This is a genomic window from Streptomyces sp. NBC_01314, assembly GCF_041435215.1.
In the GTDB taxonomy this organism is placed as follows: Bacteria; Actinomycetota; Actinomycetes; order Streptomycetales; family Streptomycetaceae; genus Streptomyces.
This window is the reverse complement of sequence record NZ_CP108394.1, coordinates 9644193-9665675: the sequence shown is the minus strand read 5'-3', so window position 1 is coordinate 9665675 and position 21483 is coordinate 9644193. Positions and strand designations below refer to the sequence as shown.

The 21483-nt window shown below is 69.8% G+C and carries 20 protein-coding genes and 3 pseudogenes; 9 read left to right on the top strand and 14 right to left on the bottom strand.

Annotation, left to right across the window (positions count from 1 at the left end; translation table 11 throughout):
• The first annotated feature begins 52 nt into the window (after positions 1–52).
• From OG622_RS42570 to adh, 4 genes are all read left to right on the top strand, one after another.
• Positions 53–1261 carry an ROK family protein gene (locus tag OG622_RS42570; RefSeq protein ID WP_371582165.1) on the top strand — a complete coding sequence of 403 codons (1209 nt, stop codon included), beginning with the start codon at positions 53–55 and terminating at the stop codon, positions 1259–1261.
• Positions 1262–1490: 229 nt separating this feature from the next.
• The gene (locus OG622_RS42565) at positions 1491–2090 is read left to right on the top strand and encodes an N-acetylmuramoyl-L-alanine amidase (protein ID WP_371582163.1); all 600 of its coding nucleotides are present in this window, start codon (positions 1491–1493) and stop codon (positions 2088–2090) included.
• 142 nt (positions 2091–2232) lie between these two features.
• A complete protein-coding gene (locus OG622_RS42560; protein WP_371582161.1) occupies positions 2233–3510 on the top strand; it encodes a GAF domain-containing protein in 1278 nt (425 codons plus the stop codon).
• A gap of 196 nt (positions 3511–3706) precedes the next feature.
• Complete coding sequence (gene adh, locus OG622_RS42555; protein WP_371582160.1) at positions 3707–5230, top strand: aldehyde dehydrogenase; 1524 nt, start codon at positions 3707–3709, stop codon at positions 5228–5230.
• Positions 5231–5326: 96 nt separating this feature from the next.
• Here adh and OG622_RS42550 read toward each other — a convergent pair whose 3' ends face one another.
• From OG622_RS42550 to OG622_RS42540, 3 genes are all read right to left on the bottom strand, one after another.
• Complete coding sequence (locus OG622_RS42550) at positions 5327–5533, bottom strand: hypothetical protein (protein WP_371582159.1); 207 nt, start codon at positions 5531–5533, stop codon at positions 5327–5329.
• A 92-nt stretch (positions 5534–5625) separates the two neighbouring features.
• On the bottom strand, positions 5626–7431 hold the full coding sequence (locus OG622_RS42545) for a reverse transcriptase domain-containing protein (RefSeq protein ID WP_371584399.1): 1806 nt from the start codon (positions 7429–7431) through the stop codon (positions 5626–5628).
• Between the two features lie 655 nt (positions 7432–8086).
• The gene (locus OG622_RS42540) at positions 8087–8545 is read right to left on the bottom strand and encodes a hypothetical protein (protein ID WP_371582158.1); all 459 of its coding nucleotides are present in this window, start codon (positions 8543–8545) and stop codon (positions 8087–8089) included.
• Positions 8546–8609: 64 nt separating this feature from the next.
• Here OG622_RS42540 and OG622_RS42535 point away from each other — a divergent pair, with 64 nt between their 5' ends.
• Both OG622_RS42535 and OG622_RS42530 read left to right on the top strand, forming a co-directional pair.
• A complete protein-coding gene (locus OG622_RS42535) occupies positions 8610–8918 on the top strand; it encodes an alpha/beta fold hydrolase (RefSeq protein WP_371582157.1) in 309 nt (102 codons plus the stop codon).
• Positions 8912–9778, top strand: coding sequence for a class I SAM-dependent methyltransferase (locus OG622_RS42530; protein ID WP_371582156.1), 867 nt, complete (start codon positions 8912–8914; stop codon positions 9776–9778). The genes OG622_RS42535 and OG622_RS42530 overlap by 7 nt, the downstream gene beginning before the upstream one ends.
• Positions 9779–9901: 123 nt before the next feature.
• Here OG622_RS42530 and OG622_RS42525 read toward each other — a convergent pair whose 3' ends face one another.
• The 6 genes from OG622_RS42525 to OG622_RS42500 all read right to left on the bottom strand — a co-directional run bounded on the left by OG622_RS42525 (position 9902) and on the right by OG622_RS42500 (position 13951).
• Positions 9902–10198, bottom strand: coding sequence for a hypothetical protein (locus tag OG622_RS42525; RefSeq protein ID WP_371582155.1), 297 nt, complete (start codon positions 10196–10198; stop codon positions 9902–9904).
• Positions 10199–10347: 149 nt separating this feature from the next.
• Positions 10348–10698, bottom strand: a complete 351-nt coding sequence (locus tag OG622_RS42520; RefSeq protein WP_371582154.1) for an ArsR/SmtB family transcription factor — start codon at positions 10696–10698, stop codon at positions 10348–10350.
• A gap of 430 nt (positions 10699–11128) precedes the next feature.
• Positions 11129–11548, bottom strand: a complete 420-nt coding sequence (locus tag OG622_RS42515; protein ID WP_371582153.1) for an ATP-binding protein — start codon at positions 11546–11548, stop codon at positions 11129–11131.
• On the bottom strand, positions 11545–11955 hold the full coding sequence (locus OG622_RS42510; RefSeq protein WP_371582152.1) for a pyridoxamine 5'-phosphate oxidase family protein: 411 nt from the start codon (positions 11953–11955) through the stop codon (positions 11545–11547). Before OG622_RS42510 ends, OG622_RS42515 begins: the two co-directional genes overlap by 4 nt.
• Positions 11952–13685, bottom strand: a complete 1734-nt coding sequence (locus OG622_RS42505; protein WP_371582151.1) for a SulP family inorganic anion transporter — start codon at positions 13683–13685, stop codon at positions 11952–11954. The genes OG622_RS42510 and OG622_RS42505 overlap by 4 nt, the downstream gene beginning before the upstream one ends.
• Positions 13682–13951 (bottom strand): ArsR family transcriptional regulator, encoded by a 270-nt coding sequence (locus OG622_RS42500; protein WP_371582150.1) that lies wholly within the window; start codon positions 13949–13951, stop codon positions 13682–13684. Before OG622_RS42500 ends, OG622_RS42505 begins: the two co-directional genes overlap by 4 nt.
• Positions 13952–14059: 108 nt before the next feature.
• On the opposite strand from OG622_RS42500, the gene OG622_RS42495 reads away from it, so the two are divergent.
• Positions 14060–14413 carry a zinc ribbon domain-containing protein YjdM gene (locus tag OG622_RS42495; protein WP_371582149.1) on the top strand — a complete coding sequence of 118 codons (354 nt, stop codon included), beginning with the start codon at positions 14060–14062 and terminating at the stop codon, positions 14411–14413.
• A 279-nt stretch (positions 14414–14692) separates the two neighbouring features.
• Here OG622_RS42495 and OG622_RS42490 read toward each other — a convergent pair.
• From OG622_RS42490 to OG622_RS42475, 4 genes and pseudogenes are all read right to left on the bottom strand, one after another.
• A pseudogene (locus tag OG622_RS42490) lies at positions 14693–15515 on the bottom strand (pyridoxamine 5'-phosphate oxidase family protein).
• Between the two features lie 190 nt (positions 15516–15705).
• A complete protein-coding gene (locus OG622_RS42485; RefSeq protein ID WP_371582148.1) occupies positions 15706–16008 on the bottom strand; it encodes a DUF1876 domain-containing protein in 303 nt (100 codons plus the stop codon).
• Positions 16008–17402 carry a nicotinate phosphoribosyltransferase gene (locus OG622_RS42480; protein ID WP_371582147.1) on the bottom strand — a complete coding sequence of 465 codons (1395 nt, stop codon included), beginning with the start codon at positions 17400–17402 and terminating at the stop codon, positions 16008–16010. Before OG622_RS42480 ends, OG622_RS42485 begins: the two co-directional genes overlap by 1 nt.
• A 45-nt stretch (positions 17403–17447) precedes the next feature.
• Positions 17448–18062, bottom strand: coding sequence for a hypothetical protein (locus OG622_RS42475; RefSeq protein ID WP_371582145.1), 615 nt, complete (start codon positions 18060–18062; stop codon positions 17448–17450).
• A gap of 698 nt (positions 18063–18760) precedes the next feature.
• Between OG622_RS42475 and OG622_RS42470 the strand changes: the two are divergent.
• Both OG622_RS42470 and OG622_RS42465 read left to right on the top strand, forming a co-directional pair.
• Positions 18761–19105 (top strand): annotated as a pseudogene (locus OG622_RS42470) (universal stress protein); the annotation flags it as partial.
• Positions 19092–19364, top strand: a pseudogene (locus OG622_RS42465) (gluconate kinase); the annotation flags it as partial. The pseudogenes OG622_RS42470 and OG622_RS42465, both read left to right, overlap by 14 nt.
• Before the next feature lie 339 nt (positions 19365–19703).
• Here the strand turns inward: OG622_RS42465 and OG622_RS42460 are convergent.
• Positions 19704–21422: a GAF domain-containing protein gene (locus OG622_RS42460; protein ID WP_371582144.1), complete on the bottom strand. Its 1719-nt coding sequence runs from the start codon at positions 21420–21422 to the stop codon at positions 19704–19706.
• Between the last annotated feature and the right edge of the window lie 61 nt (positions 21423–21483).

Below are 21483 nucleotides of genomic sequence, written 5' to 3'. Positions count from 1 at the left end.
CATGATCTGACGGGACACCCACCTGGACACACCGACGGAAGCCGGGGGAGGCATGACCGCACCACTGCACGAAACCCACACGGGCGGCTCCGGCCGTCGCCTGCCCGACAACCAGCAGGGCATGCGCCGCCGCAACCTCTCCCGGGTCATGCACTCCGTCAACGCCGAGGGACCGCTGTCCAGGGCCGCCGTCGCCTCGCGCATCGGCCTGACGCGGGCCGCCGTGTCGACGCTGGTGGACGAGCTGATCCGCTCGGGACTCCTGGAGGAGCTGGGCCCCGAGCGACCCGGCCGGGTCGGACGGCCCGGCTCGGCGCTCGCCCTCAGCGGGCGCGGCCCTGCAGGAATCGGCGCGGAGATCGGTGTCGACCACCTCTCGGTCTGCGCCGTGGACCTACGCGGTGACGTACGGGCCCGAGCGGTACGGCACGGCACCAACCGCGGCCGGTCGCCCGAGCCGGTCATCGGCGACCTGACCGAGCTCGTCCGGCGGGTCGTCGCCGAGGCGGAGAGCGAGGGCCTGTGGCCGGCGGGGCTCGCGGTCGCCGTGCCCGGACTGGTGGCGAGCGACGCCCGGACCGTGGTCCGCGCCCCCAACCTCGACTGGCACGACACGGACCTGGGCACCCTGTTGCCCGGCGGTATGCCGGTGACCGTGGACAACGAGGCCAACTTCGGCGGCCTCGCCGAACTCTGGCTCGGCGACGACACACCGCCGGACTTCCTGCACGTCTCCGCGGAGATCGGCATCGGTGGCGCGGTCGTCGTGGACGGCCGGCTGCTCCGCGGGACACGCGGTTTCGCGGGCGAACTGGGGCATGTGCCCGTACGCCCGGAGGGCCCCGACTGCGCGTGCGGTGGACGCGGCTGTCTGGAGCAGTACGCCGGTGAGGAGGCTGTGCTGCGGGCGGCGGGGCTGGAGCCGGGCGAGCACCATGTCGAGTTTCTCGCGGAGCGGGCCGCGGCCGGTGACAAGGACGTGCACCGGGCCCTGCGCGGCGCCGGCACGGCACTGGGCATCGCGCTGACCGGCGCGGTCAATCTGCTGGATCCCGAGACCGTGGTGCTGGGCGGCGCCCTGGCCGCACTCGCGCCCTGGTTGCTGCCCTCGCTGGAGCGGGAGTTGGCTCGCCGGACAGCCGGTCCGCCATGTGCCGTGACCGTGTCCCGGCTGGGCTCCGAGGGACCACTGCTGGGTGCGGCCCACTCGGTGGTGCGGGCTGTGCTGGACGACCCGGCAACGGTCGGGGTACGGCCGTAACGCGATCGGCACGCCTCACCGTTTCATGGGCCTCCGCGGCCACTTCCCCCTTCCGGGTGACGAAGTTATCCACAACTCACTGCTTTTCCACCGTTTTCCACACGCTTGGACGGGCCGACCGGTAATCGCCGTACCGTTTTTCACGTGAGGCGCAGCCATTCGACCTGCGGACGCGTCTTCGAGTGACGACGTCCCAGCGGAATCCCAACCCCCTGAAAGGCGGACCCAGATGGAGCGAGCCAGGCCCTTGCCGAGCAGGCGACGGCTCTTGCGGGGCACCGCCCTCGCCGCGATCCCCTACGCGTTGCTCCCGAGCCCGCGGGCCGACGCCCACCCTCCGGCCGTCGACCACACGCCCGCCCGATGGGATCCGGCGAGCCCGGCCAACTACACCGCGGCCGACCGCCCGACCGGTCAGCCCGTCGACCTGGTGATCATCCACGTGACGCAGACGACGTACAAAAACACCCTGCCCATCTTCTGGAACCCGGCCAAACAGGTCTCCGCGCACTACGTGCTCAGGTCTGCCGACGGGCGGGTCACCCAGTGCGTCCGTGAGCGCGACATCGCCTGGCACGCGGGCAACTGGGAGTACAACGCGCGGAGCGTAGGCATCGAGCACGAGGGCTGGGTGGACCGGCCCGAGTACTTCACCGGTGCCATGTACGAGCGGTCGGCGGCGCTCACCTCGGCGATCTGCGACACGTACGGCATACCGAAGGACCGCGCCCACATCATCGGCCACCACGAGGTGCCGGGCACCGATCACACCGATCCGGGTCCGCACTGGGACTGGGACCGCTACATACGCCTGATCAACAGCGTCTGACGTCGTCCGGACCGACGCGGTGCGGCGGCCGGGGCCGACGCGGTCCGAGGGAGTCCGGCCGGGGAACGGGGTCGCGTGGCTTGTCGGGCGTGCGTGCGACGGTGACGATGGTCCCAGCCGTGTTGCTTCCGGGGAGGCCGAGTTGAGCGATCCATGGGTGGCCCTGGAGCCGGGAGCCGACCCCGGCGAGCGGGTGCGGGTGCTGCGCCGCGCCCATGAGGCGTTCACACAGCAGGGCACGGTGGCACGACCCGTGCGTTCCGTGGTGGCGGACTCCTGGCGTCGTTCGGCGAGGGCGGGAGTCGGACCGGAGGGCACCGCCCGCGTGGAACTGACGGACGGCGACCTCGGTTCCTACCGCGCGGAGCATCCGCTGGCCCGGGTGATGCCGTTGGTCCGCGAGTTGCTGGGCACGTTCGCGTCGGACGGCGAGCATCTGCTGGCCGTGTGCGATGCACAGGGCAGGCTGCTGTGGGTGGAGGGGGATGCCGCGACCAGACGGCGGGCCGACCGGATGAACTTCGTGCCGGGGGCGCGCTGGGCGGAGTCCGCTGTCGGAACGAACGCGCCGGGCACCGCGGTCGCCGTGGACCGGCCGGTGCAGGTGTTCGCGGCCGAGCACTACATACGGCGAGTGCAGCCGTGGACGTGCGCGGCGGCGCCGGTGCACGATCCACGCACCGGGCGGGTACTGGGCGCGGTCGACATCACGGGCGGCGACGGTCTGGCGCATCCGCACAGTCTCGGCTTCGTCCAGGCGGTGGCCAGGGCAGCGGAGTCCCAGCTCGCGCTGCTCACCCCGCCGGGGGCCTCGGCCGACGCGCTCGAATTGGCGGCTCTGGGCCGCGACGAGGCCCAACTCGTCGCCGGCGGTCGGAAGATCAGACTGAGCCGCCGGCACAGCGAGATCCTTGTACTGCTCGCCCGGCACCCGGAGGGACTGTCCGGCGACGAGTTGCTCTGCGCGCTGTACGAGGACGAGTCGGTGACGCCGGTGACACTGCGGGCCGAACTGGCCCGGCTGCGACGGTTGCTCGGGCCGGGGTTGCTGGGGTCGCGACCGTATCGGCTCACGGTGCCAGTCGAGTCCGATGTGGCGGTCGTGGAACGGAGGTTGGAGACGGGCGCGGTGACAGCGGCCGCGTCGGCGTACGGCGGCCCACTGCTGCCGGGTTCGCAGGCGCCGGCCGTCGCACGACTGCGGCACAGGCTCGCCGACGGGTTGCGCACCGCCCTGATAGCCCGCCGCGACCCCGACCTGTTGGCGGACTGGGCGCACGCCCCCTGGGGCGAGGACGACCTGCAGGTGTGGCGGGCACTCGCAGCCGTACGGCCGACTCCGGCGGTACGGTCCCGGCTGCGCGAGCTGGAATCGGAGCTGTCGGCACCACCGGGGTGGGGGCGCCTTCGGTGTCCCTGAGGAATGCTCTCGGGTGACGGCCGGGACCTTCCGGCGCGGCACCCCACAGTTGTTCGGCGGACATGGGGGCACGGGGCGGGGCGGCGGGGCGGGGCGGGGCGGGGCGGGGGCGCAACGTCATTGCAACATTCGGGTTTCTAGCCTCCTCGCGAGAGCCTCCCAACGGCGGGTGGCGCTTCTCGGGAGGCAGGTATTCATGACCCGTTTCGCAGCGCCCGGTACGGACGGCGCGGTCGTCTCCTTCGAGGCGCGTTACGACCACTTCATCGGGGGTGAGTACGTGCCGCCGGCTCGGGGGCAGTACTTCGAGAACCCGAGTCCGGTGAACGGGCTGCCGTTCACGGAGATCGCGCGGGGTACCAGCGAGGACGTGGAGCGCGCGTTGGACGCGGCTCACGCGGCCGCCCCTGGCTGGGGGCGCACGTCCGTGACGGAGCGTTCGGACGTTCTTCGGAGGATCGCCGACCGGATGGAGGCGAATCTGGAGCGGTTGGCAGTCGCGGAGAGCTGGGAGAACGGCAAGCCGGTGCGGGAGACGCTGGCCGCCGACATACCGCTCGCGATCGACCATTTCCGGTACTTCGCGGGGGCGATCCGCGCGCAGGAGGGTTCGCTGGCGGAGCTGGACGACGACACGGTGGCGTATCACTTCCACGAGCCGCTGGGTGTGGTGGCGCAGATCATCCCGTGGAACTTCCCGATCCTCATGGCGACCTGGAAGCTGGCGCCCGCGCTGGCGGCGGGCAACGCGGTCGTGCTCAAGCCGGCCGAGCAGACCCCGGCGTCCATCCATGTCTGGCTGAGCCTGGTGGCGGATCTGCTGCCGCCGGGCGTGCTGAACATCGTCAACGGGTTCGGGGTGGAGGCGGGCAAGCCACTGGCGTCGAGTCCCCGGGTGGCGAAGGTGGCGTTCACGGGCGAGACGACGACAGGGCGCCTGATCATGCAGTACGCCTCGGAGAACATCACGCCGGTGACTCTCGAACTCGGCGGGAAGTCGCCGAACATCTTCTTCGACGACGTGTGGTCGGCGAACGACGACTTCCGTGACAAGGCCCTCGAAGGCTTCACGATGTTCGCGCTCAACCAGGGCGAGGTGTGCACGTGCCCGTCGCGGGCGCTGGTGCAGCGCGGCAACTACGCCGAGTTCATGGAGGCGGCCGTCGCCCGCACCGAGCAGATCAAGACGGGGCACCCGCTGGACACCGACACCATGATCGGCGCTCAGGCCTCCAACGACCAGTTGGAGAAGATCCTCTCCTATCTGGACATCGGCCGGCAGGAGGGCGCGAAGGTCCTCACCGGCGGTGAACGCGTGGAGTACGACGGCGAGTTGAAGGGCGGTTACTACGTCCAGCCGACGATCTTCGAGGGCGACAACCGGATGCGGATCTTCCAGGAGGAGATCTTCGGGCCGGTCGTCTCTGTGACCTCGTTCAACGACTTCGACGACGCCATCAAGATCGCCAACGACACGCTGTACGGCCTGGGGGCGGGTGTCTGGACGCGGGACACCAACACCGCCTACCGCGCGGGCCGTTCGATCCAGGCGGGCCGCGTCTGGACCAACTGCTATCACGCGTACCCGGCCCACGCCGCGTTCGGCGGCTACAAGGGTTCGGGCATCGGCCGCGAGACCCACAAGATGATGCTGGACCACTATCAGCAGACGAAGAATCTGCTGGTGTCGTATTCGCCGAAGAAGCTGGGCTTCTTCTAGGCGCAAAAAAAGGGCGCCTGAGCTGGGAAAATGCCCGTCAGGCGCCCTCCGAAGCCTACACTTAGTGGTCTGGTTCGGAAGTCCTTCGGGGGTTGATCATGCTGCCGGTGCCACGGAGGATTGGTCGTGGAGATCGGCGGTGTGCCGGTCGAGCCGGGCCAGCAGATCGTCCAGGTCGGAGGTGGTGAACCTCCACTGGAACGGCTGTGCCGAGGCGTTGTAGCGGTCTTCGAACCTTCTGAGCCGGTCCCTGACCTCCGTGAGGCCGGTGAAATCGTTGGGCTGGACGACCTTGCGTTGCACGATGGAGAAGAAGATCTCGTCGGGTAGGACCGCTGCATTGCTGCAGCGGTCCCCCCTCAGAACCGGCCGTGCCCGATTTCCAGGCAACCGGCTCAAGCAAGCTCTATGGCTCGCGGGCTGGTCAGAAGTGCTGGCGACTTGCCGATGCCGGTGGTCAGCCGACGGTGGCAGTGGGTGTGGATCAGACGTGGGGCGGCGGATTTGTCCGGCTTGCCGTTGCCCGCATCAGCGATGATCGCGTGTTTCCGGATCGCCGTGCGGGTGACCTTGAGCCACTGTTCCCACTGGTCGGGAGTTTGCGGCTCGTGGTCGGCGTGCAGCAACAGCCCTCCGCAGACTGGACATCGGCCGTCCTGCTTCTGCAATAGATGCAGGGTGCCTTTGCCCAGCGGGAGTTTGCCGCGGCGACGCCGCTTGGCCCAGAAGTCGACCAGGGTGGGATCGTCGGTCGACGCCGTTCCTGGCACCATCCGGTGCCGGACGATCGGCGTCCAGGCGAACTTGTAGAGGTAGAAACCGCTGGTGCGGTCCCCGAACACCCACCTGTCATACCTGAACGGGTTGAACATGCCGAAGTACCGGTCGGTCACCCAGCGCTTCGACTTGTTCGCGTGAGAGAACTTGGCCCACTTGTAGACCAGCCTCCACACGTAGGCGTCCAGCGAGTTGAACGCCCGCTTGGACACCCCGATCCGGTAGTAGGCGGCCCAGCCCTTGATGATCGGGTTGAGCTTGGCGATCACCGCGTCGGCGTTGGCCCCTCGCAGGGCCAGCATCTCGGCGGCGAGCCGTTCCCGGATCCGCCACAGGGCCGCGTTGCTCGGCTTGGTCAGCAACTTGCCGCGATAGCGTCGGATGTTGAACCCCAGGAAGTCGCAGCCCTCATCGAGGTGGGCAACGCGCGTCTTGTCCTCGTTGAAAGCCAGTCCCCGGGGCGCGAGCCACGCGGCGAGCCGTGCCTTGACCTCCTCGGCTTGTTCCTGCGAGTGGCACAGGGCGAGGAGGTCGTCGGCGTAGACGACCAGAACCGGTGAGTCACGCGCCAAAATCGCGGCATCGCTGCCGAGAGTCTGGTAGCGGACTCCAGCGGCCTTTCCCATTCCATGCAAAGCGATATTCAACAACGCGGGACTGATCACCCCGCCCTGAGGAGTTCCTTCCAACGTGGGGGCGAACCAACCTTTCTCGACCACGCCCGCCTTCAGCCATCCGGCGATCATTCCCCTTCCGGGAAACGAACCCAGCGACGTGAGCAGATTATCGTGGTCGATCCGGTCGAATGCCGCTTTCAAGTCGGCGTCGAGCACCCACAGGCGCTTGGCGGTCTTGCCGCACGCCGTCGTGTGGATGGCCACAATCGCGTCATGACAGCCACGGCCGGGACGGAAGCCGTAGACCTTCGGTTCCAGCCGTGCCTCCCACTCGGGCTCCAGCGCATTCAGTGCCAGAGCTTGGAGGCATCTGTCAGCGATCACGGGAATTCCGAGCGGGCGCTGTTTTCCATTCGCCTTGGCGATATACACCCGCTTGACGGGCTTGGGTTTCCACGGGGCCGCGCCATGCTGGACCCAGTCGGCCAGCTCGGCCTTTTCCTGGGGCGGCAGGACGACTTTCCCGTCAACCCCCGCCGTCTTGCGGCCAGCGTTGACCTCCGTGACCCGCCGCACACTCACGAGTGCGTTGGCGCGGGAGCGGAGCATCAGCTTCTGCAGATTCCTGACCTTGGCCAGGTCTCCTGCCTGCGATGCCGTGAAGATGCGCTGCCGCAGACGCCGTACGTCGTCCTCGACCCTCCGCCAGTCGATCGACGGCCAGTCGGTGATCTCGCCCTCCGGTCCGTTCGCTATGCCGACGGCGGTCGCTGCGGCTTGCGCCGTCCCGGCCGCGTGTGTCGTCATGACGTCCAACTTTTCCTTCGGTTCCGGTGTCTTCGGTCTTCGTGCCTTCACAAGCTCACCAGACCCACGTCAGCACCCTTTCAGGTCGGGGTATCGGCCCCTATCCGGCCAGTTATGCGGGAACCGCCGACGGAGGTGTCGGCATGTGGTTCCCGGTTTCCTGCTGCCTTTCGGCCACCGGCATTCGCTTGCTGGGTCTTCCTGCGCCCGCTGGAGATTTGGGCCTTACTTGCGGTTGGCTTACCAGGCCAGAAACTTATTGCCTGGACTCCATCGGGGTTGTCACGTTCCGCATGAGAGAGGTGCTGCCGGGGAGGGTGCCCTCTGCACCCCGGGGACGGCGGTGCACTCCCGACCGGTCAGATATCTCCGGTCGGCGCCTGCCACTTTTCAATGGCCAGTCCCTATCTCCCGCTGAAACAACCCATCGGCGAGAGTGCTCATGACGAGGCATCATCAAGGGTTCATTCGCATTCACCCGTCCGGCATTTCCCGGCCTGTAATCCCCGGATGGAACGGGAATCCTTGGACCTTTCCTCAGGCTTCGCACCCCGCGATCACTCGCGACGCACGCTGAGGCGGGAACGAGCCCTGTGCACTGGCTCGGGTCTACACCTTCGACATCGTCGAACCTCCTTGGTGATTCCCACTCTTCTCAAGCGACTTCGTGTCGCACGACCTGGTTCAACCAGGAGGCGTGGACCGGGGTGTGCACCAGCACGGCGTTCGGGAACCTGGCGGCAAGGCGGTCGATGGATCTCTGACCGCGGTGCGAGGAGCCGTTGTCAACGACCCAGAAGACGCGTTTCGCGCTGGCGTAGGGCTCGCAGGTCATGACCTGCTTAAGGAGGTTCATGAACGGCACGATGCCGGTGGTCGCTTCGCAGCGCCCCAAGACCTCGTCATGGTCGCGATCTGGGTGCTGACCGAAGACTCGTCCGGAGCCGAGGTGGCGCTGGCCTTCCTGCGCCGCCACCCGCACCGGGTACGGGGCCTCGCCCTCCTCGCCACCAGGGGTACCGCAGACAGCGAGGAGGCGGTGGCCGAGCGCAGGGCGTTCGCCGACCTGATGCTCGACGACGCCGTTGCGCGACCGCGTGATCACCCGCACCACCCCCCTGCTCCTGGGGAGCACCACACGCGCCAGGCGTCCGAACAGCCTCACGGAGGTGATGGCGATGGCACGGGCAGCCCCGCCGAAGGCCCTCGCCTGGGCGCAACGCGCCATCGCGCGCCGCCCCGACTCCATGGACGTACTGCGCGCCACCGACATACCCGCGGTGGTCGTCACCGGCGCCGAGGACCTGCTCGTCGGCGCCGAGGAGGCGACGCGGACGGCCGCGGCCCTGCGCCAGGGGCGGCTGGTCGTCCTGCCGGAGGTCGGCCACCTCCAGCCGCTCGAAGCACCCGAGCGGATCAACACGATCCTGTCCGCACTGCTCGACGACGTCGCCACGGCGGACCGGAACAGGGAGAACGCATGCTGACGAAGGATCACGCGTCCTGGGGGTACACCGCGTCGACCGGCCTCGGCTTCACCAGCGGGGAGATCGTCGACGCGCACTTTGAGGCGTGCGCAACGCATTACCAGGCCGCCCTGGACCAGGCGGGCATCCGGTCCGGCTGGCATGTGCTGGACGCCGGGTGCGGCACGGGTGCCTTCCTGCCCTGGCTGGCCGACGTCATCGGCGCCGACGGCCGGCTGTCCGCGATCGACCTCGCCGAGGAGAACGTGGGGCTCGCCGCCGCCCGGATGAGCTCCGGACGGTCCGGACGTTCCGGGCGCTCCGTGGAGGCACGACAGGGAGACATCCTGAACCTGCCCTACGCGGACGACACCTTCGACGCGGTCTGGTGCGCGAACACCACGCAGTACCTCGACGACGAGGAGATCCTGAGAGCGCTGGGAGAACTGCGGCGCGTGGTACGGCCGGGCGGCATCGTGGCGGTCAAAGACCTGGACGCCGCCCTGATCACCGTCCGCCCTGCGGATCCCTTCCTCTTCACGGACTTCTTCCGTCGTGCCGCCGGAGCACCCGGCTATGCCCGCCAGCTGCTGCGCACCCGCGACCTCCACCGGTGGCTCGCCGCGGCCGGTCTGGTGTCGGTGCGGCAGCAGACGATGCTGATCGAGCACCACGCGCCCCTGGATCCAGCGGTGCTGAGGTTCTACTCCCTGGCCTGCGCCCGTATCGCCCAGCAGGCAGTCGACCTGGGCGTCGACGGGGACTGGCGGCCCTTCCTGGACCCGGAGAACCCCACCGGCCCGCTACGGCACCCGCACGGCTACATCAGCGAGGGCAACACCGTCGCCGTGGGAGTCGTCCCGCCGGCGCCCGCCCGCTGAGAGCGGGCCAGGCCCGCGCCACACCCCGCACCGCCGGTCAACGTCGTCGGGTGCGTGCCGTGAGCGACACGGTGGGATCGTCGACGAACAGTTACCCCCACCCTGGGCCGCGGTTTACGCAGGTCAACGTGTCGAACGCCCCGGCACCCTGATCGGTGGGCGTGACCGTCGGATTCTCGGTGTACGCCGCCCAGTCCAGCCTGGGATGGTGACTGCGTCGATCAGGGCCTGGAGTTCGGAGGGTGGGTCTTTGTCCGTCCAGGCTCGCCACCATCGGGGGGCGAACCACTGGTCACAGCAGAGGGAGAAGGCGCGGTTGACCAGGGTCTGGTGGCGGCGGATGGCCCGGTCGGAGCGGACCTGGAAGTCGGCCCGGCCGAGTTCGTCCTTGACCTGTTTGTAGCTCTGCTCGGGATCCACGGCCGCAGGCCGTAGCGACGGAACTGATGGCTGTTTCTCGCGCGGAGGCGGATCGCGGGCTTCACGCTGCCCGTCGGGAAGGTGGCCGCCTCCCGTACCGCAGAGCGCTGTCCAACTCTCAGGACGCGGCCACCCGTCGGAGGCCGTCGCTAGGACGGCGGTTCCGCCTCCGCCTGGGCGGTCCGTAGATCGGCGAGCAGTTCGGCCTGTCCGGCCAGTACGCCGGACAGGATGGTGCGCGCCACCCGCAGCAACTCCGCCACGTGCGGACTGGTGAGGGAGTAGTAGACGGCCGAGCCTTCCTTGCGGGTCACCACCAGGCTCGCCCGGCGCAGCACCGCGAGCTGCTGCGACAGATGTGCCGGCTCGATCCCCACCAGGGGCAGCATCTCCGCGACCGCGTACTCTCGCTCACTCAGGAGTTCCAGGACCCGGATGCGCGCCGGGTGCCCCAGCGTTTTGAAGAACTCGGCCTTCAGTTGGTACAGCGGTGTGCTCATTGTGCCGTCCCTTCCCCCACAGAACGGTACGGCCGTATCGGCCGGTCCTCGGCGCATCGAATCCACCTGCTCGTCACACACATGCGACCCATCCTCGCCCGCGACACCGGAGGCGCCGAATCCGCGCAGGGGAACCGGGCCGACGCCTCCACCGCAGCAGACCCAGTGATGACGACCTGAGCAATTGCCAAGATGAGCAACTCCACACATTATGCAAGGGAGGCTTGCGCGAGAATCATTCCGTCGTGTGGCGCGAGTGTCAGTCGGCGCATGCGACCCGCCTGCCGAATGAACTGCCACCCTGCAAAACGACGGACGCCCCCAGGAGCCCGATGTCCGGAGGCCGAGAGGATGCCGAGACCCTGCTCGGCGGTGCAGCAGCCCTGGATGGTCATGGTTGTTGACTTCCCTGCACGGTCAGCCTGTTGTTTCAGAGGGGGAGGGAGATCCAGATGCTCTTGCCCTTGCCGTCTGCGTCTCCACGGACGACCGCAGTGCCGCCCAGACCGAGGGTGAGCTCCATGACCGTGGCCAGACCGCCGGCACCGGCGACCGCGCCGAACAGGGGTGGCTGGTAGGGGTGTCGGTCGTGGACGGCGAAGGCCAGGCAGTCCTGGCCGGCCGCGTAGATGACGGTCACCTGTGGGGAGAGCTCCGCGGCGTGCCGGACGCTGTTGGTGACCAGCTCGCTGAGGATCAGCAGAGCCGGTCCGATGGTCGGATGGCGCAGGCTTATGCCCCATTCGACCAGGGCCTGCTCGGCGGTCTCCCGGGCCGTGCGGACCGCGGACGGCATCGTCGGCAGCGTGAGCACATGCCGGTAGGGCAGGGTTTCGAGCTGGGTACTCATCCCACCTCCGCACGGGCGAGACGGAATCCGGTCACCGTCTTGGGATGCAGGCGCGGCAGAGTGTCGTGTGGGCCGTGGGTCCAGCCGGGCAGTGTGCGCTGGTAGGGGGCGGCTTCATCGGGATCGGTTATCACTTCGGCCGGCCCGGCGACGGTGACGGTCCAGCCGGTGCCGGCCACCGCCCGGATCTCGTCGACCTGGTACGTCGCCGTCGTCGGAATCGCTGCCGCCGGGGCAGGGGTGCGCACCACCAGGCGGCCGAACTCCCAGGTGTGGCGGCCGGGCCGGACGACGGTCAGGTCCCGGTGCGTGTACACCAGTCGCCCCAGCGCACTGCCCTCCAGCAGCCACAGGGCCTCGGCATCGGAGACCTCGACCATGCGCAGGGGTACGGGCGACGTGCTCATCCGACGGTTTCCTCTTCTTCCTCGCTGATCGGCCGGGACTTCCGGGCGGGGAGGGGTGGCACGAGACCGGCGCGTTCCAAGGAGGCGCGAGCTCCCTCGATCGCCTCGGGCGTGGTGGCGTACTCGCCGCCCTCCCGGCACAGCGACTCCAGCGCGCCGACCGAGTACAGAACCTTGCGCTGGCCCGGTCGTATACCGGAAACCATGACCACGATGCCGCGCCGGTTGAGCTTGTCGACCGTGTCCTTGAGGACAAGGGCGCCGGTGGCGTCGATGGTGGTCACCCGGGACATGCGCAGGATGACGATGCGTACGTCGGCAACCTCGGCGAGTTCGAGGAGGAATCGGTGGGCGGCGGCGAAGAACAGCGGCCCGTCGATGCGGTACGCCACGATGTGCTCGGCCAGCAGCGCGTGTTCCTCGGCACTGTGGTCGGCCCGGTCAAGCGGTACCTGGTCCAGGCGGGCCTGTTTGGCCACGGCGCGCAGGGCCAGGGCGCCCGCCACGAGCAGGCCGATGATCACGGCGTAGACCAGGTCCAGGGCCAGGGTCGCGACGGCGGTCAGTACGAGGATCAGCGCGTCCGAGCGGGTGGCCTTCGCCATCGCCCGCAGCGAGCCGACCTCGACCATGCGGATCGCCGTGGCGAGCAGCACGCCGGCGAGGGCAGCCAGCGGGATCTTCGCGACCAGAGGCGCCGCCGCGAAGACGATGACTGCGAGGATCACGGCGTGGGTGAGGGCGGCGAGGCGGGAGCGCGCGCCCGTACGGACGTTGACGGCCGTACGGGCGATGGCTCCGGTCGCGGGCACCCCGCCGAAGAGCGGGGCGGCGATGTTGGCCAGGCCCTGGCCGAACAGTTCGCGGTCCGGATCGTGCCGTCGGCCGACCGTCATGCCGTCGGCCACCGAGGCCGACAGCAACGACTCCAGGGCGGCCAGGGCGGCGACCGCCACCGCCGGGGCGAGCAGCGGGCTCAGACCGCCGAGGTCGAGGAAGGACAGTGACGGCGCGGGCAGCCCGGGCGGCAGGTCGCCGATCGGCTTCGCCTCGTCCAGCCCGGCGGCCTGCGCCACCACGGTCGCGGCGACCACCGCGACGATGGAGAACGGTACGGTCGGCCGCCACCGGGCCCCGGCCAGCATCACCACGGCCACCGCGAGCGCGAAGCCGACCGCGGTCCCGTTCGGGTGCCGTAGGAACTCCTCCGCGGCCCGCCAGGTCACCACCAGGACGCGGTCGCCCTCCGGCTTGGGCACCCCGAGGGCGTTCGGCACCTGCTGCAGCCCGATCACGCACGCGATGCCGAGCGTGAACCCCTCGACCACTGGGGCAGGCACATATTGCATGTACTTGCCGGCCTTCAGCGCCGCCAGCGCGACGAGCATCACACCGGCCATCAGCCCGACGGTCAGCACCCCGGACGGTCCGTGCTCGGCGACGATCGGCACGAGTACGACCGTCATCGCGCCGGTCGGACCGGAGACCTGGAGGTTCGACCCGCCGAAGAGCGCGGCGATCGCGCCCGCGACCACCGCGGTCGCCAGCCCGGCCTCCGCCCCCAGCCCGGAGGAGACCCCGAAGCCGAGCGCGAGCGGCAGCGCGACGATCGCCACGGTCAGCCCGGCCAGCAGGTCCCTGCGCGGGCCGCTCCGCATCTCCGCCAGACCGGCGCGGCCGGGCAGCAGCGCGGCGAATCGGGCCCTCACATGGCTGAACAAGAGGCTCATCGCGCGGCGACCCCGGCTTCCCGCAGCTCGGACAGCTGCTCGTTACGGCCGGCCGGCATCTCCGTGAGGATTCTCCGCGCGGCCTTCATCGAATCGGCGACGTGCCCGCCGGCCAGCTGCTGTGACAGGTTGGAAGGCTCCACCCCTACGGCGGCCAGCAGGTCCCGTACCGGCATGGGCCCGTCATGCAGCAGCTCCAGCACCCGTATGCGCACCGGATGCCCCCGCATCCGGAAGGACTCGGCCTGGTACAGCGGAACGAACACTCCCCCTCGACTTCCCCCTGGACAACACCCCACCCCGGGCCACGCCCGCCACAGCATCTTATCAATTGCGAAATCACGCAATTCAGCATCCCGTCGTACACTCGCCCGGTGACCGAGACCCTGCCGCCGTGCCCCGAGTGCTCCAGCGCGTACACCTACGAGATGGGCGCGCTCCTGATCTGTCCCGAATGCGGCCACGAGTGGTCGCCCGCGTCCGCGGCGCCCGCAGGCGGCACCGAGGGCAAGGTGATCAGAGACGCCGTCGGCAACGTCCTCGCCGACGGCGACACCGTCACCGTGATCAAGGCGCTGAAGGTCAAGGGCAGCCCGACAGGGATCAAGGCAGGCGCCAAGGTGCGCAACATCCGCCTCGTGGACGGTCTGGACGGTCACGACATCGACTGCAGGATCGACGGCTTCGGCCCCATGCAACTGAAGTCCAGCGTGGTCAAGAAGGCTTGACCCGACACCTCTGCACAGACCGACGTCGCACCCGCCCGCCGTCACCCGGTCACCGGCTCCGGACCGCAGTGACAGGGGGCGGGTCCTTGAGCAGCGAAGCGGGCTCATTCTGCCTAGGACGGCTCGGCCGCGGGCATCCCACCACGTCAGCAACCGCGACGCCCTGTTCTCGGTCTGTCAGGCCCGCGGGAGCCTCCCCGTCTCACCGGCGAGTCCGCCACCTCGGTCGGGCCCGGAGGACTCGGAGTGAAGGAGGTGACGGCTCGGTAGGCAACTCCCTCACCGCTCAGCGGACGTGATGTGGCGCCCGGTGACGCGCGTGGGCCGGATCGACACCCACATCTCGCGGTCGCCCCCCTGCCCACGGTGGGGTGTGGGCGTGATCGGCCGGCTCGCGCACCGCGTCGGGCTCGGTGACGGCCCGCGCGGGTCCGCCGACGAGCACGCTCCAGCCCTGGCTCATGCCTCGTCCAGATGATCGACCTCGAAGGCTGCCTCCGATCCCACGGCCGCCGCCGGGACCGAGCCCGGCGCGGTCCGGAACGCGATCACGTCGTCGACGGCCTCGTAGTTCACCGGGACCACCGCCGGACCGTCGGGTGTCGACACCGCGACGCGTCCCACCCCATGTGTGGAGAGCCTGGCACGGCGTTCATCGGGGTCGAGGTCCCGCAGCCGAGGGTGCAGGAGCGCCTAGCCCCGGCCGGGCGGCAGATCGACGCCACCCCCGCGCAGGGCGGAGAGGCTGGTGCCCAGTGCGTCGGCCAGGTTGATGAGACTGGCCGTGGTCGGGTCGGCCGGCTGTCCCTCGAGATACGCCAGGTATTCCGGCGCCATTCTGGCGCGGTTGGGCCGTCTCTTCCCGGGACAGTCCTCGGCTGGTGCGTTCGGCGGCGACGCGGCGGCCGATGTCACCGGGATCGGGCGGCCTGCCCGGCGGGGTCGCGCCGGGCACGGCGCTCCTCTGCCCGCCCGTCCGTTCCGCGGGTGGCCGGGGAGGTGTTCCATCCGTGTGGTGGAGTCCGACAATCTCGCCGTCGCGCCTGGTGACGCCAGTGGCAGGGCTTTCGACCACGAGTTGATCTCCGAGTTGAGCTCGCATGATCGCTGCCGTTTCCTCAGAATGCTTCTGTACCTCAACGTCCCACGCACGGGATGCGAGGCCCGGTGTTCCTGATGTCCGGGCAGCCTGTTCCGGGGGCCGGGCCGATCCCCCTTGGCACCGGCTTTCTCCGCCCGGGCCGACCCCTCCGCCCTGGGCGCCGGTCCGGCTGTGTCGTCGGTCATCCGCCTTATACCTGATCCGGCATCGGCCAGCCGGTCTCCCGGCGGGCCCACCGCTCGGTCGCACCGGCACCCATGCCCTCGATGTCACGCTGTGCAACGCCCAACAGCTGCCGGCCGAGATCGTGCATGGCCCTGCCCGCCGCCAGTTCGTCACCGATCTCCGGAACATCCCTGTCCGCGGGGTTGCGGTGGGCGGCCCCGTGCCCGGTGAGCTCCGTGGTGCCGGTGTGCAGAACCGCACGTGCCTTGGTCGTTCCCTCGTCCTCGAAGAGGTAGAGGCGGACCTTCCATTCCGCGGTATGTGCCATCACTGTCCTCCTCGTCCCGGTGCGGACCTCTGTGATCCGGACGCGCTCGGCTCGTGGGGTCGCGGGTCCTTGGTCGTCGTCAGGGACTCGTTCTCGATACGGCGCCGGACCTTCGCTGCGAGAGCGGTCAGTCGCACCGAGGTCGCCGCTCGCGGTGCGACGGGAGTCCGGATCCGGCGTGCCGCCGACGAGAGCCCGGCCAGGTCCGCGGCACATCTCTCCCCCATCTCCACCAGATCGGTGCGTGCGGCGGTGCGCCTCTCGTTCCGCATCACCGTCTCCAGCAACGGCAGGCTCTCGTCGGGGGGCCGCTCGTCACGGAGCCCGATCAAGTCGGCGTATCCAGGGCGGCGGAACACCTGCTTCTGGCCAGGGGCTGTCACCTTGGCCGAGGAGAGCTTCATCACCGGCCGGCCGTCGTACTCGACCATCTTGTAGGCGGAGTCCAGGAACGGGGCATCGGCCGAGACTCCGACACGGGTGCCGACGGCGTAGACGTCGATCGGTGCTCCGGAGCGGACCAGTTCGTCCACCGCGTACTCGTCGAGACCGCCGCTGGCGACGATCCGTACGTCCGCCAGCTCCGTCGCGTCCAGGAGGGCACGCGCCCGCAACGCCAGGGCTCCGAGGTCGCCGCTGTCCAGCCGTACCGCCGAGCCGGGCCCACGCTCCAGGTCTCGCAGCACCCGGGCCGCGACGCGGACACCATCCTCGGTGTCGTAGGTGTCGACGAGGAGCGTCACCGGGCCGGGGTGGGCGCGGGCGAAGGCGCGGAAGGCCGCCTCCTCCGTCCCGAACGCATCGATGTACGAATGAGCCACCGTACCAACGGCCGGCAGCCCCTCGGCGGTGGCCGCGGCGACGTTGCTCGTTCCCGCGAAGCCCACCATCGCGCTCAGCCGCGCCGCCTGGAAGCCCGCCTGGGGGCCGTGGGTACGCCGGAGGGAGAAGTAGTCGACGACCGGGTGTCCCGCCGCGGCCAGGACGTACCGTGCAGCCTTCGAGGCGACCGTCGTCCGGTGGCTGACCTGGTTGAGCACGTAGGTCTCGACCAGCTGCGCCTGCGGAAGCGGAGCGGTCACCTCCAGCAACGGTTCTCCGGCGAGGACAATCCGCTCCTCCGGTACCGCCTTCACCTGGCCGGTGAACTCCGTTCCGAGCAGCGGGGCCAGGTCGCGTGGAGGACGGTGCAGTGCCGAGGCGAAGGCGTCGACGTCCTCGGCTCCGACCCGGAAGCCGAGTGACGACTCCAGGCCGGCGGCCACCAGAAAACCCCGGTCCGGCGGCAGCTCGCGGACGAACAGGCTGAACGTCGCCGGGCCGCGCATCCCCTCCCGCAGGTACGACATCGCCATCGTGACCTCGTACAGGTCAGTGGTCGTCGCCGAGGACATCCGCGTCACCTCCTCCTGGACTCCGGTAGGGCGCCACGAGCTCGTTCACCTTCGGAACCGTGCGGACCACAGAGGCTCCACCAGGTTCCACTCGGTGTCCCACCGTGCGTACCGTCTGCGGTCCAGCGCCAGACGCATGCTCTTTCGCGCGGCGACGAAGACGACGTACGCGCCGACCGCCGTCATGGTGCCCAGCATCCAGCCGGTGGCCTTCGCGTCGCCCGCGGACATCGGCGGATCCTTGACGGTTCCTTCCCGGTCCACCCAGATCCGCATGGTGGAGCCCTCGGTCTCGTCCTGCGATACGTAGGCGGTTCCCGTCCGCCGTTCGCCGTCTGCGCCCGTCCAGCTGAGCCGCACCTTCTGCTTCTCGTCCGCGGCACCGTCCCGTGCCGCGTCGGGGGCCGGGGTCAGCCGGGCGGTGACCTGGTGCCGCTCCGCGGACTGGGCCTGGGCGGTGCGCAGCGTGGACCCGTACGCCGCCAGCCCCGCGCTCACCGAAGCGATCGGCAGGCCGAGGACGAGCACCAGGAGCAGGAAGCCGGACCACCAGGCGTCGATCCGGTCGGTCGTACGCCTCAGTGGGTTCGCGCCCTTGGGCGGGTGCTTGTGGTCCGGCCGGTGGGGACCGGACGCGTGCGGCGGGTCCTGTGCACTCATGGTCTGGCCTCCAGCTGTCGATGCTGGTCCGTCCCCCACGTCTGCCGCGCCCACCACGTTCCAACGGCGGCGGCTCCCGGTCACGAGGCCGAAGGTCCCCTGGGGCCGTCCAATCGACCCAACCGGCCCGTCACCGGTCCAGATCTGCGGAACGACCGCGACAGGACACGGCGCGTGATGTAGCAACGCGTGGTTGACCAGGCCCTACTGCAACCCGACGCGCCCATGCCGCCTGCGAGCCCCCACGGCAAGCAGACCAGCGCCGAAAACGGCCTCCAGGAGCGCCTGCCCGGCCGGGCCCTCGACCACCTCTCCGGTCACCGGGAACGTCCTGACATCGCTGCGTGGCGGCGACCATGCCGGGCGCCTCGTGATCCGCCGCAGCCGCGTGCAGGAGGTGGAGTGGCACCTCGGAGTGCCTCGCCCGCAGCCCGGTCCACAGCCTCAAGGCTCGACTCGGACCCGTCGATACCGACCACCGGGGAACCGCCATTGCTCCCGCCTCCTCCTCTTTCCGGACCTCACACCGATCCGCTCGCCGCCGCTCCGGGGACCGCAGACGCCACAAGGAGATCTGCGGTACTCCTCGTCGGAGAAGCGTCGTGCCCGACGCGCGTCGACGCACGGGGACGGCGGCACTCCGGTCTTCGGCCACGCTCACCACCCTTCCAGCTTCGTACGAGCTGGAGGCAGTCGCCATGGAACGAGCCCTCACCGTGGGCCTCGACGGCTCGCCGGAGAGCCTTGCCGCCGCCCACTGGGCCGCCCACGAAGCCGAGCGTCGCAGCCTCACCCTGCTCATGCCGGAGCCGACCCACGTCCCCGCGGAAATGGACCGGAACTATTGGGCGAAACGACTCGTGCACAACGCTCGGACGGAACTCCAGGCACACCACCCGGGCCTCACCGTCGTCAGCAACCTGGTCGCCGACGACGCCCAGGACACACTGCTCCAGGCGGCGTCGGAGTCGGAAATGCTCGTACTCGGCTCCTGGGGCCTGACTCCCGTGGAAAGCTACTTCCTCGGTGACGGAACGCACCCACGCCGAACTGGTGGCCCTGCACTGCCGGGTCCCGGACGAGACCACGGCCGCCCGCCTCGCCGCCCGCACCCCCGGAATATCCGACGCCGGCCTCGATGTCGCCACCGCCATGGCCGCCACGGAGCCGCCATGGACGGAAGCCGTCGCGGTCGACACGGGCGGCTCCCTGGAGACAGCGGTCGTCAAGGCACTGGCGGCCATCCGCCCGCACGCCGCCGAGCAGGCCCCGGTCCTGCGCCGCCCCTACATGGAGCCGGACCAGACACGGGTGCGTGCTGCGCCCGACCGCACTACCGGTGGCCGACCGCGGAGTCGCCCGGTCACGGCTTCGGGGCACCGTGCGCGACCGCATGCCTGAACGAGGTCTTCTCCCACGGCGCCCTCAAGGTCGTGCCGCACCGCGAAGAGGGCACCCCGGACGATGACCGGCCGCGACTCGCGCGCAGCACGACCACGCTCGGGTCATCACATCGCTCACCAGGCAGGGCCTGTCGGCCATGGCGTCCTCCGGGTGCTCGGATGCCGTCGTACGACATCCTCGGAGTCCGCCATCGCCGCTGTTCCCACGTGGGCCCGATGGCCCGGATCCGCTCGTCGGCTAGCCCTTCTCCACCGGCACGCGCCACATCAGCGAGGTACCGCCGTCGGCAGGTTCCGCCAGTTCGAGGCGGCCGCCCAGATGCTCGGCCCTCTCCACCATGTTGCGCAGGCCGCTGCGGCGGCCGTCGGACGGAATGCCGACGCCGTTGTCCGTGACCGACAACCGGACCTCCCGCCCGTCGGTCGCGAGCACGACATCCGCGCGGTCGGCTCGGGCGTGCCGGGCGATGTTGGTCAGGGCCTCGGAGAGGACGGCCACCACGTTGTCGGCGATCTCCTTCGGTACATCGGTGTCCAGGAGGCCTTCCATCCGCACGCTGGGGGCGAAGCCCACCACCGGTGCCGCTTCCCCCACCACCCGCACGGCGCGGGCCCTCAGTCCACTCCCCTCCGCTCCGTCGCGTGTGCGGAGGCCGAAGATCGTCGACCTGATGATCTTGATGGTCTCGTCGAGGTCGTCCACCGCCCGTGACACGCGTTCGGACGCCTCCGCGTGCTCGATGAAACGGCCGGCGCTCTGCAGGGTCATGCCGGTGGCGAACAGCCGCTGGATCGCCAGGTCGTGCAGGTCGCGGGCGATCCGGTCGCGGTCCTTGAGCACCACGACCTCTTCGGCCTCCAGACGGCGCTCCGCCAGTTCCATCGCGATCGCCGCCTGCGCCGCGAAGCCCCTCAGGAGGTCGATCTCCCTCTCGGTGAACGCCGTGTGCCCTGCCTCCCTCACCAGGAGGAGCACACCTCGTACGCCGCTCTCGCCCGTCCCGACGGGGACGGCCACGGCCGGACCGAGGCCGGAGAACCTCGGTGGTCCCGCCGAGACCCGTTCGTCGTGGGTGACGTCCGCGCTGGTGACGGCGGTCGCGCCGGAGAAGGCCTCGCCGATCAGGGTGCCGTCCATGGGCAGGACCAGGCCCCGGAGGGCATCGGCTTCCCGGCCGAGGGCGAGTTCCACGGAGAGCGCGTCCGTGTCCTCCATCGGCATCGCGACCACGGCCAGGGCGGCGCCGGTGATCTCCCGGGCCTGTTCGGCGATCAGACCGAGCACTTCGGAGCGCTCGCCGCCCGCCATCAGCCGGTGGACGATCTCCGCGTTCGCCCGCAGCCAGCGCTCCCGCAACCGGGACTCCGCATAGAGCCGGGCGTTGTCGATCGCGACTCCGGCGGCCACGGCCAGGGTGAGCGTGACCGAGACGTCCTCCTCGTCGAACTGGGCACCGCCCCGTTTCTCGGTCAGGTACAGGTTGCCGAAGACCTGGTCCCGGACCCGGATCGGAACGCCGAGGAAGGTGTTCATCGGCGGGTGATGGGGCGGGAATCCGTACGACGCCGAGTGCTCCGAGATCTTCACCAGGCGCAGCGGCTCCGGGTGGTGGATCAGCTCTCCCAGGATGCCGTGGCCCTCCGGATACGGTCCGATCCGGGCTATCTGCTCCTCGGACACGCCCACCGTGTGGAAGGCGGAGAGGCGCTTGCCGTCGGGCCCGATCACGCCGAGAGCCGCGTACTCCGCGTCGACCAGCACCGCCGCGGCCTCCACGATGCTGCGCAGGGCCGGCTCCAGATCCAGCTCCCGGCCGACCGAGAGCACCGCCTCCAGCAGGCTGTGCACCCGGTCGCGAGTGCCGCGGGCCGCGTCCAGACGGGCCTGCAACTCCTCCAGCAGCTCCTCCAGCCGCAGCTGCGGCAGCCGTACGCGGGCCTCTTCGGGGCTTCCCACCTGCTGCTCCTCCAGGTCCCCTGATACGACGGACCCCCACCGGTCCGGTCATCTGCCAAGT